Genomic DNA, 12,535 nt, shown 5'->3' with positions numbered 1-12,535 from the left:
TTATACGTAGAGATCTGCTCGGCAGACAGATGAATGTTTTATTCCCCCCTCAGATGCCTGGCAAAAAGGAAGTGATGTTATGCTGTTTGTGACGCTTGTACTGCTGATTTTCACCATATTGTTCACCTACAAAAAGCTCAATCACACGTCCACCCGCTTCATGTACGGCATCATTGTCGGCTGGGTGCTGTCGTTCGTGTCGTTCACCTTGTACTTGAGCAAGTTTAATTATTATTTCAATGTCATTCACAGCTTTTTCGATTTCAGCCCTGGCACTTGGAATTATCTCGTGCTGACCAAGTTTAACCCAAACTGGCTGATCCGTCTGCTGAACATTGGCGTTGGGCTGTTCTACTGCTCACTGCTTGGCTTCGCCGTCGCCTTTACCCGCAGTCTGCGCACTCGCAGCAATCGGGTGATTTACGGTGTAGTCGGTCTCTTTTTTGTCATCCAAACCGCCTACTATGACCCGGCTGTCCACATTGCGCTCACGAGGGAAATCGCCAGTGCAACCTTCTTCAGTGGAGTGGAAATCGGCTTTAAGAGCGTTCGGTATGTGATACTTTTTGTTGCTTTTGGCCTGTTGTTCAACTATTATTTGAATTATCCGAAAATTAGGTTTATCAAAAATTTGACCTTGTACCACGTTCTGCTCTTTATTCCGCTGGTCGTGATTCACCTGTTCATTTTCTCATGGGCCCCGAAAGTGCTGGTCAAGGAGACGTATCTGGACGGCTACTACAACTATTTGCAGCCTCCGCTCAGCTATCAATCGATTCTTCTTCCTGTCTTTCCATTCGCCATCTATTTAACCTTGTTTCTGCTGATTTATCTCGTGTATAAATTCAATTCCATCGAGATTTACCGCAAGAACCGGGACATTCAGATTAATAAAAGCATCGACACGGCCACGCTCGGCACGCGCGCGTTTACCCATGCGCTCAAGAATCATTTGATCGGCATCCAGTCTGAAGCGGCTTATCTCAAGGAGCGTCATCAGGATGATGCAGAGTCTGCGTACAGCCTCGATTTGATTCTGAAATCTTCGGAGGCAGCCCTTGGCTCCATTAGCGAAGCGGCCGACAAGCTAAAAAATATAAGCCTCAATCTCCAGCCGATGTCCGTGGAGCTGCCGATTCGGCAGGCGATCGACCGGCTGAATGAAACAAGCCTGCGCTGCGACATCTTGTATACGGCAGCGGTGCCGCCTGTGAACTGCTATCTCGACCTCAGCCATATGACCGAGGTGATTTATAATCTGCTGCTCAACGCCAGCGAGTCCTTGCAATTTCGGGATGACGGCCGGATCGTCGTCGAGCGAAGCCAGCAGAACGGCTGGGCGCTGATCCGCATTGCCGACAACGGCCCCGGCGTCGCCGAGGAGCATCTGGAGGCGATTTTCGATCCTTTTTTCACCACGAAAGCCTCCGTCAACAATTGGGGCATCGGCCTGTCCTACTGCCACAAAATCATTGTCGGACACGATGGCAAAATCGTGGTCGAGAGCGAACCAGGCGCCGGGACTACCTTCACCGTATTTTTGCCTATTATCTAACAACATGAATGCCTGACGAAAGGGGAATCTGCATGACGACACAACCACCGATCCGTATTCTGATCGCCGATGATATGGAGCCGCACCTGCGCAGATTGGAACGTACGTTCGCTGGACATCCCGATTGTGTTTGCATCGCTCGCGCTTCATCCGGCCACGAGGCCGTTCAACAAGCCGCTCTGCATAGGCCGGATGTCATTCTCATGGACATTGAGATGGAGTCGCAATATGCGGGCATCGGGGCAGCAAAGGAAATCCACGAGACGTATCCCGGCATGAAAATTATCGTGCTCACCGTGCACAAGGATGAGAATTTTATTTTCGCCGCTTTTCAGACGGGCATTACCGATTACTTGCTGAAAAACGCCTCAGACAGCGAGGTCCTTGAAGCCGTAAGAGCGGCCCATGCGAACGCATCCCCGATCCGCCCAATGATCGCCGAGAAAATCCGCGAGGAGTTTGCGCGTGTCAAGCGGGCGGAGAACAGCCTGCTGAATATTATTCAGATTATTTCGGAGCTGACGCCCAGCGAATTGCAGGTGCTTCGTCTGCTGTGCGAAGGCAAGAAGCGCAAGCAGATTGCCGAGGAGCGCTGCGTGGAATATGACACGATTAAGAAACAAATTAACTCGATTCTGAAAAAGTTTCAGATGCCCGACGCAGCCACGGTCGTACAGACGATCAATGACCTGCGGATTTTTGAGGTGATGAAGAAGTTGTGATCCCAAGAAGGGAAATCCTTGGCGAGCACCTCAGGACTGCTTCTAGGGAGCTGTCGACAGAGCTTGGGTCGTCCACGAACTGGAAAACCTCCCGTTCATTTCTTCACAAATCCGTCGTCCATACTGCTCAACTGGAAAACCTCCAGTTTATTTCAGGAGTTTCCGGAGATAGCCACAAAAAGTGGCAAGTATACAGGATAAATTCCAGTTCAGCACCACACTTGCCCTCATCCAGCGGAATTAAGCTGGAGAAATTCCAGCTCAGTCTTGAAATGGTGGATTCAGCCTGAATAGAACCCAAAGAACCAAGCGTGTGTGCTCGCTTAGCTCTTTGGGTTTTATGTCTTCTGGCCCCGGCGAGTTCGCTCGGATGCTGCGACAGCTAGCCTTCCAAGGCTCCGCCACTCGCCATCGCTTGCATAATCGCAGCATTGATGCGTTCCCGGCAGGCGAGCAGCCAAGCCTCGTCCCTCGGATAAGCCGCAAACGTAATCGGCTCGGAGGTGCCTTCCTCCATCAGCGCGATCGTCTGCTCACGCCCGATGAGAGAGCCGAGCAGCTCCAAGGCCCGCAAATCCTGCAGCGCTTCGCGGAACACTTCCAGCCGCAAGGAGACGAGCGGCGTCCCGTCTTGTCCCGGGTACACGACGAACGGATCGCCGGCAGGGAACGCATAATGCGCATCCGTATTCCGATACGGATCGATAGGGAATTTGGCATATTGTGAGAACCAGAAATTGTAGCCCCAATGGAGGAAGCCCGCAATGTTATATTTATACAGCTGCAAGCCAAGGATGCGGTTCCGTGCGGAAGCCATGCACAGAAAACGGTTGGCAACCGCTTGATACTGGGAGCAGCAATAGTAGGCCCACAATTGCGGAACTTCTCGTTCCAGATAAGGCTCGATATGGTTGCTCGCGACAACCGGCGTTTGCACTAGCCCCTGCTCGTAAAACGAAATTTCTGAAAGCGCATCCAGAGAAGGGATGTCCCCCATGAATTGCCGTACCCACCGACTAGCGCTGCTGTAGGGCACCAAATGCTCGTGCGTTGGTTCATCGGAAATATGATAATACGTGCGCTGCAGCAAGTCATTTTCCTTGAGGAAACCCACCAGTTCAGGCAAAAACTGCGCCAGAAAGCCCAAATATTCCTCGCCTGCCGCATCCGTCTCCCAACCGAAAATGCGCTGCAGACTGCTATCCACATACGCCATAATTTTGGGCGCATGCTTCGCCCCCCATTGCGTGAATAGATGTGAGAGCTCGAACACTTTCACGCCGTTGCGGTTACCCATCTCGACCCAGCGCTTCAGTCTTTCAAAGCCAAATGTATACGAATCGCCATCCTTCCAGACGTCCACCAATTGAACTGTAGGGCGTTCTCCACCAACCTGCGTATCAAGCGGCGGCGTAAAAATCGGCGTCAGCAGCATATTGCAGCCATACGCGACCGCCGTTTGCACATAAGACTCCACAATCGTCCAATACCGCTCGCTGAACACCTCCGTACCGTAATAGACAGCCAAGCTGTCCGTATGAAACCATTCCGTATGGAGCAATTTTTGTTCCGGCAGTACGGCTGCAAGTACGGTGAGCGTGAACGTTTCACTGGCAAGCGTTTCCCCTGCCGTACCCGTGAACGTGATCGTCACGTCGTGCGAGCCTGTCGGTGCGCCGCTACTCAAATCCACGGTGACCCAAATCGAGCGCCACTGATTCGGCACCGCTGCAAGCGTTCCGAAATCCGGTACAGGTTCGAGCAAGTCGGGGTATAAGCCTGGCGTATCGCGCAGCACGTCACCGTCATGGTTCGGGTAGTTGGGAAATTCAGCCGGCACAAGCTGCACGCTGCGCAGGCTGACGCCGTCTTGCAAAGTCGACGTTATCGCCAAAGAGAAAGAACTCCGAGCTTTAGCCCGATAAGCGATTTGAAAAGTGTAGATTTCCCCTTGCAGGGCAGATGCGGTATGGAACGCTGCTGCCTGAAGCTCTTCGTCTGCGAAAACTTTAACCAAAGAGGAGAGACACCGCGTCTCGAATTGCGGATTTAACGTTGGCATGACAGGTCTCCTTCACTTATACTGTGGATAACGCTTGCATGACTAATATAACTTCAGGGCAGCCCATTGGCCGCTTGAAGTTTATGTCATGCAGCTCCAGTTTACCGGGTCATCCTGCAGAAGGGAATGAAATCGATGACACGCTTCTTGGACTCTATGATCAGTCCGCAGCCTATTCGCATCGTGGATCTCAAAATCGATCCTTCCAAGCTCAGCATCCGCTCCCTCACGGTGACCGGAATGGGACATTTGCCGGGCCGGACCTTGCAGCGCAGCCAGGCCATCTTCGACAGTTGGGCCCTTCTGTATATCGCGGGTGGCAGTGGCTTTTACCGTGTGAATCACGGCCCTTTGCAGCGTGTGGAGAAAGGCTGCTTCTTCTTTGTATTTCCCGGAAGCGCGATCGATTTCGGTCCGGACGAGGGCGGACATTGGGATGAATATTACATCCGTTTCGAAGGCAGTCGCGTTGAGGAATGGCTGGGAAGCTGGCTCCTCCAGACAGACACCGTAAAGCGCGCAGGGTTTGAGCACATGTATATCGCGCAGCTCGATGCCATGTTCCTTCTCCTGGAAAGCGGGTCTCCCCTGCAGATCGATCAAGCAGCCCTTCAGCTTGAAGCGCTGCTGTTTAATTGGATGGCCAAGTCCATACTGCCGCAGAGCCAAGCGGCCACTTCCAAGGTTATCGATGTGCTGCAGGATATTGCGACGAGCCTGTACACCCCGCTTGATGCCGAGCAGCTCGCCAAACGTCATCATATGGCCGTCTCCACACTGCGCCGACTGGTTAGCCAGCATACCGGCTACCCCCTGCATGACTACATTCACCGCCTGAAAATGGAGGAGACGAAAAGGCTGCTGAGCACCGAACTGCCCATCAAGGAAATCGCCGATGTGCTAGGCTATCCCGATGAAAGCTATTTCTCCCGGCTGTTCAAAAAATATACGGGACTGGCGCCGAAGCATTATCGCGCGCGGAACTAAAAACAACGACGCCATTCACGAGGAATAGCGTCGTTGTTTGCTTATGGCTTTATATCGGCATTAGACGTAAACCTGCGGATTTTGACGGCGGCATTCTTCCATGACCCAAAGCTGCTGACGCACCTGTTGCGGCGTGATCTCGAGCGGCTTGCCTTCCACCAGCGTCGCATACAGCATGAGATACAGCTTCTCTGTCATGTGCTCGAAGGCGGTTTTGCCGTTCGGCAGCGCCAGCTCCCAAGCGCCGGTCTGCCACGGCAGCACTTCCGAGCAGTAGGCCGGTGTGCCGTCGCTTTTGAACAGCGGCTCCCGAATCAGCTTCTGCTCAGGCGCTTCGGACTCGACGAAGTATTTCCATTCGAGCTTCTCGGACGAGCCGTGCAGTCCTCCGCGCGTGCCTTGAATGTTGAACTGCTCATGCGGGAAAGCGCATGTCGATGAAATCTCAAGATCGATGGTCGGCTTGCCGGGCCCGCGCATAATAAGTTTCACGTAATCTTCGGCATCGCCAAACGTATTAGCCCGATCCAAGATGCACAGCACCTGCGGGTCGGCGCCTTCGCCGAACAGTTGAAGCGCCTGATCGACCGGATGCGGGCCGGTATTCATCAGACTGCCGCCGTTGTTGCTTTGCAGCGTCTGCCAATCCCAGCGGCGCGCAAAGTTGTTCAAGGAGAAGTCGATCTGCACAATGCGGCCCAGCACGCCTGAATCGATGACTTCGTGCAACTTTTCGAACGCCGGCTGGTAGCGCGATTGCTGGAACACCGCCAGGACGCGGTTGTTCCGCTCCGCCGCTGCGATCAGTTGGTCAACTTCCTCCGGCGTTTTGGCCAGCGGCTTTTCACACAGCACATGCAGCCCTCGGTTCAGTAAATCGAGCGAAATCGGAAAATGCTGATGGCTAGGCGAAGCGTTCACGATCAGATCCAGCTGCTCGCTTTCCACCATTTCCTCCCACGTTTCATACGCCTTACAGCCGTATTCTTGCTTGGCCCGTTCTTGGCGCTTCGGAATCGCGTCCGCTACGGCTGCAATGCGGTAATGCTCCGGCAGCTGCACAAGCAGATTGCCGTGAATGTCTCGGCCGCTTCGGCCTTGTCCGATGATGCCCACGTTAATTACTTTTGCTGTCATAAAATAATCTCTCCTCGTACTAGAAATTAGGTAGGATTGCCAAACGCTTTTTTATATTCCGTCGGGGTAATCCCCGTTCGTTTCTTGAAGGTGCGGATAAAATGGCTCAAATGATGGAAGCCGACCTGAAAGCCGATCTGCGTAATCGTATGCGTGTCGCGGCGGATCAGCTCCATCGCCCGTTCGATGCGAACCTCGTTCAGGTAGTCGACGAAATTTTGCCCCGTTTCCTTTTTGAAGACCGTGGAGAAGTAGGCCGGCGCCATATTGGCGAGAAAAGCCCCCTGCTCCAGCGGGATGTCCTGGCTGTAATTGTCGTGGATGTACCGCTTGACTTCCTCGATCGGCTGCAAGCCTGCGGACGACGACTTCGCGCTCTTCTTGCGGGTCGCCTTGCGGTATTCCCGATCAATCAGGATAAGCAGCTTGACGACGCTTGTCACTATGGCGTACTCGTAGCCAGCTTCCCGATGATCGAATTCGTCTTGAATGTCCTCCAGCAAATGCTCGACCAGCGGCTGCTTGGACTTGCCGATATGCAGCCAAGGCTGCGGCAGTTCCGCCAAGTTGTGCGGTTCCTCGAGACTGACCAGCAAGCGCTGCAGCGTATCCGCAAAGGGCCGAAGCTGCTCCCGCACCAGAAACGGCAAGAAGTCGATCAGGACGACTTCGAACTCCCGATCATCCATGGCGCTTAAGCTATGTTCCACGCCCGGCGCAATAATGAACAGGTCGCCCCGGCCGACCGTGAGCGTTTTGCCGCGAAGCTGATGATGACACATCCCGCTGCGGACGTAAGCAATTTGCGTATATTCGTGAATGTGCAGCGGCTGCTTCAGCGACTGGCTGGAATAGCGCAGCAGCTTGAGCGGGAATTCCTTTTGCAGCATCGTCTTGCTTTGAATATAGGGCATCTCGTTTTTTCTCATCCGTTTCTCACCTGCCAGCCGCTTTAATTCCTTCAAGCATATGCCAATCGCCGCAAGAGAACAAGCGCCATCTGAATGTGCGATCCGTAACAAACTGTCCGTTCGCCAGAAACGAATTCGTCGGGCTTATGCGCAGCACAAGTCCCAGTCTCAACGGCAAACGATGCCGTTATAGCGTCAACTCTCGCCCTTCGGCTGCGCTCAGGTAAATGTTTTCCACCAGCTGCACGGCGCGCAGACCGGATTCTCCCGTCACAAGCGGCGCATGCCCCGCTTCCAGCGACGTGATCACGTCGAGCAACTGGCTCTGGTGAAAATCCGCCACAATGCTGCGCGGGTCCGTCACCCCGCCGTATGTGCCGTCTTCCGACCGGCTCGGCTCACTGAAGCCCGGCACCGTCCAATGGACAATCGTCGAGCCTTCGAGCTTGATCGTGCCTTTGTCTCCATAGAGATGAATCGTCGCCGCAAAACCCGGCTGAATGCTGGTCGACGCCATAATCGTGCCGAATGCACCGCTTTCAAATTCCAGCATCGCAAGCCCCAAATCCTCGGCCTCCATCCGGTGCGTCTGGGTCGCGATTTTGCCGAACACCGTACGCACATCGCCGGCGAACCAGAGCAGCAGATCCAGGCAGTGGATGCCCTGGTTCATCAATGCCCCGCCGTCCTCGGCAATCGTACCGCGCCAATCCGCGCTGTCATAATACGCCTGCGTCCGGTAAAAAGGCAGAGACACCTCCGCCAGCAGCAGCCTGCCGAGCCCCCCTTCGTCGAGCACCCGCTTGATCGCCTGATTCTGGGCCTCAAACCGCCGCTGCGAGACGACGGACAGCGTCACACCTTGCTCCTCAGCCGCAGCAACCAGCTGTTTAGCTTCCCGCACATTCATCGCGATCGGCTTCTCCACGACGAGGTGCTTGCCGGCGTTGATGACGTCGAGGCCGATTTTGGCGTGACTGCCGCTGGACGTCGTAACACAGACGATGTCGATGTCAGGTCGAGCTAACAGTTCCTCGTAGCTCGCCGTCCACGCGCAGCCTTCACGCGCAGCGACCGCTTGCGCCTTGGCCTCGCTGCGGCTCGACACCGCAACCAATACCGCATCGTCAATCTGTCGGATCGCTTCGATATGGAAATCCGCCACGCTGCCGCAGCCGATAATACCAAACTTCCAAGTCGCCACCGCTACACCTCCTCGGTTGCATGGGCGCGCAGTTCGCCGTCTAGCGAACGACCAGCATTGAGCAGCGCCCGCAGCGCATCCAGCGACATACGAGTCCCCGTCATCGCGCTGCCGCCGCTCGGCACAAAATGGGTTTCAATCGTATACAACCCTGTATATCCGTCCGCTTCCAGCGCCTCAATCTGCGCTATCACCGGTACGAGCCCGGAACCTAGCGGCACGCAGCGGGGCGAGCCGTCCGCACGCAAATAAGCGTCCTTGAGATGCACATGCGCGAGCGCAGATTTCATAGCTGCATACCCGGATGGGTATGCCTCGCGGCCGCCGTATGTTTCATTGCCAGGGTCCCATAGACCGCGAACCGATGGCATCCCGGTCTCATGAATCAACTGCGCGACCTCCTCCGCATATCCGCCATTGCAGGAGGGCTCATTCTCAAGCAGCAGCTGAACGCCCGCCGAGTATGCGATCTCGCCTGCCCGCTGCAAATGGCGAACAATGTCCGGCACGTACAGCTGCGGCTCCGCTTCGCGCCAGAACGAGAAGATCCGAATGCGCGTCGTCCCGAGCAGCTTCGCAATCGCGATCACGCGATCCAGCTTGGCAAAATGCGCCTCGACGCCCTCCTCCCCTTGGCCGAACGTATCGCCGGACGCCACGGGTCTGCTTGGATCCAGCGCACATTTGAACAGTGGCGAGGCCACGGCCGATATGTACAGTCCTTTGTTTTCCACTTGACGCCGAACCGAGAGAACTTGTTCGTCCCCCAGATCTACAATATTTTTACCATTCACCATTCTGATTTCTACATGCTTCAAGCCCTGTGCAGCCGCCCATTCCAGCGCTTCCGCCAGATCGGGTGACACTTCGTCGGTAAGCACGCCCAGCCGGTCCCAAATCAATCTCATCCCTCGCAATCTCTCATCATCTCCTGATCTGATGTTAACTATAGCAAGATTGGATGCGGAAAAGTTGACGTTTCTTTCGAACGTTGTTGACATTTTTTGTGATGCTGCATACGCCGCCTGCCGTATTTCTCACGCTGCACTGCCACTCCGCTATACGCTTTCTTACAGCTCCACTCTACTCCCCGCCTGACCGAAGGGGATAGTGGTCAAAGCGAATCTGGCAGGCAAAGCAGCATCCTTAATACATTTGACCGAGGTGGATGGTGGAGCTTACATCAACATTTGCGGCAGGCAAAGCAGCATCCTCACTACCCTGACCGCAGGAGATGAGGTGTTGAGAAATAAGAGGGGTTCACCACTTCTATTTTCGATTTCTATGGCGATTTGAATAAAATAAGAGTGGTTGCATACGCTTACATCAACATTCGAGGCACGAAATTAGGGGGATGTTGAGAAATAAGAGGGGTTCATCACTTCTATTTTCGATTTCTATGGCGATTTGAATAAAATAAGAGTGGTTGCATACGCTTACATAAGCTTGTCCCCTTGGACGAAACGCCGAAAAAGCCGCCCCATCGCCTCACGCGATGGGGCAGCTTCTTCTCCTGCCGGCAGCCTCCTATCAGCCACCATAAAAATTCGCCCGCGGCCCCTGAACGGGCAGCTTAATTCGAAACAGCCCGCCAGCATGCGGCTGCTTCGCCCAGTCTTCCTCGCGCATGCCGACGCTCGCCGTCGTGATGTACAGCTCGTCGAGCTGCTCGCCGCCGAACGCGCACGAGCTCGTGCGCTCCACCGGCACCGGGATCGTCGCCAGCTTCTCGCCTGTCGCCGGGTTCCAGCAGCCGACCTGCCAGCCGCCCCACAGGGCGACCCACAGATTGCCGGCCGCATCGACGGCCATACCGTCGGGCGAGCCTTCGCCCGGCGGTATCGTCACGACCCTGCGGGGCTCCGAGATGGCGCCCGTGGCGGCATCGTACGAATACGCGACAACCTTCTTCGTCGGAGTGTCGATGTAATACATCGTCCGGTTGTCGGGACTCCAGCCGATGCCGTTCGAGATCGTGACCGCTCCACTCAGCACGGTTCTGAGCGTCCCGTCCGGCTCCAGGCAGTACAAGGAACCGGCTGCGCCCGTCTCGTTCATCTTCATCGTGCCGGCCCAGAAACGGCCGGCCGTGTCGCACTTCCCGTCATTAAACCGATTGCCGGGAAGATGCGCTTCCGGATCCGCGATGGCCGCTGCCTCGCCGGACACTCCACCGAGGAAATGAAAGCCATGTTCCATCGCAGCGACGAAACCGCCGGACGCCCTTGGCACGACGGCGCCGATTTTCTGATTCAACTGCAGCGTGTCCACCGCCCCCGCTGCCGGCTGATAGCGATGTACACGCATCCCGTCAATATCGACCCAGATCACCTCTTGCGAGCGGTGATCCCAGACCGGCCCCTCGCCCAGCATCGCCCGGCCGTCCCATACCAGTTCAAGCTCCGTATACTGCTGCATCCTAATCTCCTCCAATGAGAAAATGCTCCCAAGCTGGCAAGAACGCCGCCCGAGAGCATCCCATGTTTAATTCAAGCCCAGCGCCTGCAAGTTGCGCAGCGAAATGGCGATGCTGTCGAACGGATTGCGGTCATAGCAATCGTCCTGCTCTACAGCCGCCCATTCTACACCGATTTCCCAGCAAGCTTCAATAATACCGCGGAAATTCATGTTTCCTTCGCCAATCTCCGCAAACCGCTGCTTGCGGTCCGGCGTCACGATCATATCCTTGAAGTGCACCACTTTCATGCGCCCGTCCATCTTGCGGATCCACGCGATCGGATCGGCGCCTCCGGCTTGCACCCAGTACACGTCCAACTCAAAATCCACAGCTTCGGGATCTGTCTCTTCGAACAGAATGTCCATCCCGGTTTTTCCCTCATATTTGGCGAACTCAAAATCATGGTTGTGATAGATGAATTTCAGCCCCGCCGCTTGCAGCTGACGGCCGAATTCCGTCGCTTGCTTCGCAAACGCGGCATAGCCTTCGCGGCTGTCACGGAACTCTACCGGCAGTCCGCCGAGCCCGACATACTTGCAATCCCACGCTTTGTGCTGGGCAATAACGGCGTCCATGTTATTCAACAAGTCGTTATATCCGACATGCGTTGCGCAAATGTTCAGCCCTTCACGGTCTGCAAGCGCTCTAAATTCATGCACATCGATCGGTCCGACACCGGATGCTTGTACAGCGGTATAGCCCAGTTGCTTCACCTTTTTCAGGCTTTCGCTAATGTCTTGCGGGGTTTTCAAATCGTTACGCAGCGTATACAATTGCACGGCTAATTTCAATCTTCTCACTCCAATCGCGGATAGTCTGTCCTTTCATATATATCACGGAACAGGAGGAAGAGCCACTGCAAAATCGCGACATGAACATTATAGCGTCTAGGACAAAATCTTCGTTCCATATACTGATAGAAAGCTAGAGAAGGAGGATGCCTATGCGATTTACCGTACAGTATATTCAACTGGATAAAATCAAACCCGGAATCGCCTCTGTCATGACCTCGCACATCCGAAAGCTTCGCCACTTGATGTGGGATTGCATGCATTTGCTTGTCGTTCGCAAGAACCGTAAAGACGGTACGTATACTGTAGTTCTCGGACAAGAACGATACGATTATTTGCGCAAGCATACTAAAAAACGAACCGCGCCTTGCCTCGTGGATGAAAGCAAGTCCTCCGCGCAAGCGTCGCGCTGGCTCACCCGACTGCGAAGCCGCTCGGCGCGGCAGGCGTTTCCGGTCATCGATCGCAGCCGGCTCACCCCCGCTGCCTGGTCGATCATCCGCAGCTTCCTGCGGGAGGATAATGCCCGGCTGGCGCAGCTTAGCCGCAAGCAGCAGGCCCAAGTGTTCGCGCTGGCGTTCCGCTATCGCCGGACGGTCATCGCCGCGATGAAAGCGAAGGTCGACGAGATCGCCAAGAAAGACGACGAATAGATCTGTCAGCGCCTATCCCTCACCTCGGTTTATGACATTTGTCATCTCAAAATGA

Annotated in this window: 11 protein-coding genes; 4 read left to right on the top strand and 7 right to left on the bottom strand. The window is 55.0% G+C overall.

Translation table 11 applies throughout. The features are described 5' to 3' along the window. The first annotated feature begins 79 nt into the window (after positions 1-79). Together ABE504_RS11560 and ABE504_RS11555 are read left to right on the top strand one after the other, a co-directional pair. Positions 80-1,555 (top strand): sensor histidine kinase, encoded by a 1,476-nt coding sequence (locus ABE504_RS11560; protein WP_430088267.1) that lies wholly within the window; start codon positions 80-82, stop codon positions 1,553-1,555. Positions 1,556-1,587: 32 nt separating this feature from the next. After that, positions 1,588-2,277: a response regulator transcription factor gene (locus tag ABE504_RS11555; RefSeq protein WP_430088265.1), complete on the top strand. Its 690-nt coding sequence runs from the start codon at positions 1,588-1,590 to the stop codon at positions 2,275-2,277. 382 nt (positions 2,278-2,659) lie between these two features. Here ABE504_RS11555 and ABE504_RS11550 read toward each other — a convergent pair whose 3' ends face one another. Then, entirely contained in the window at positions 2,660-4,339 is a 1,680-nt protein-coding gene (locus ABE504_RS11550) for a DUF4091 domain-containing protein (protein ID WP_430088263.1), read from the bottom strand. Between the two features lie 135 nt (positions 4,340-4,474). Here ABE504_RS11550 and ABE504_RS11545 point away from each other — a divergent pair, with 135 nt between their 5' ends. Further along, positions 4,475-5,326, top strand: a complete 852-nt coding sequence (locus ABE504_RS11545) for a helix-turn-helix domain-containing protein (RefSeq protein WP_430088261.1) — start codon at positions 4,475-4,477, stop codon at positions 5,324-5,326. Positions 5,327-5,386: 60 nt separating this feature from the next. Here ABE504_RS11545 and ABE504_RS11540 read toward each other — a convergent pair whose 3' ends face one another. The 6 genes from ABE504_RS11540 to ABE504_RS11515 form a co-directional block, all read right to left on the bottom strand. Further along, on the bottom strand, positions 5,387-6,463 hold the full coding sequence (locus ABE504_RS11540; protein WP_430088259.1) for a Gfo/Idh/MocA family protein: 1,077 nt from the start codon (positions 6,461-6,463) through the stop codon (positions 5,387-5,389). 26 nt (positions 6,464-6,489) lie between these two features. Continuing rightward, a complete protein-coding gene (locus tag ABE504_RS11535) occupies positions 6,490-7,392 on the bottom strand; it encodes an AraC family transcriptional regulator (protein ID WP_430088257.1) in 903 nt (300 codons plus the stop codon). A 169-nt stretch (positions 7,393-7,561) separates the two neighbouring features. After that, the gene (locus ABE504_RS11530) at positions 7,562-8,578 is read right to left on the bottom strand and encodes a Gfo/Idh/MocA family protein (protein WP_430088255.1); all 1,017 of its coding nucleotides are present in this window, start codon (positions 8,576-8,578) and stop codon (positions 7,562-7,564) included. 2 nt (positions 8,579-8,580) lie between these two features. Then, positions 8,581-9,486, bottom strand: a complete 906-nt coding sequence (locus ABE504_RS11525) for a sugar phosphate isomerase/epimerase family protein (RefSeq protein ID WP_430088253.1) — start codon at positions 9,484-9,486, stop codon at positions 8,581-8,583. A 622-nt stretch (positions 9,487-10,108) separates the two neighbouring features. Beyond that, the gene (locus ABE504_RS11520) at positions 10,109-10,996 is read right to left on the bottom strand and encodes an SMP-30/gluconolactonase/LRE family protein (RefSeq protein ID WP_430088251.1); all 888 of its coding nucleotides are present in this window, start codon (positions 10,994-10,996) and stop codon (positions 10,109-10,111) included. A gap of 66 nt (positions 10,997-11,062) precedes the next feature. After that, positions 11,063-11,836, bottom strand: coding sequence for a sugar phosphate isomerase/epimerase family protein (locus ABE504_RS11515; protein WP_430088249.1), 774 nt, complete (start codon positions 11,834-11,836; stop codon positions 11,063-11,065). Between the two features lie 143 nt (positions 11,837-11,979). Between ABE504_RS11515 and ABE504_RS11510 the strand changes: the two genes are divergently transcribed. Next, positions 11,980-12,480, top strand: a complete 501-nt coding sequence (locus tag ABE504_RS11510; RefSeq protein WP_430088247.1) for a hypothetical protein — start codon at positions 11,980-11,982, stop codon at positions 12,478-12,480. The last annotated feature ends 55 nt before the right edge of the window (positions 12,481-12,535 follow it).

Origin of the sequence: Paenibacillus oryzisoli (assembly GCF_050467285.1) — a bacterium.
Lineage (GTDB): Bacteria > Bacillota > Bacilli > Paenibacillales > NBRC-103111 > Paenibacillus_E > Paenibacillus_E oryzisoli_A.
Note: the sequence above shows the minus strand (reverse complement) of the source record. Positions and strands in the feature narration are given on the sequence as shown.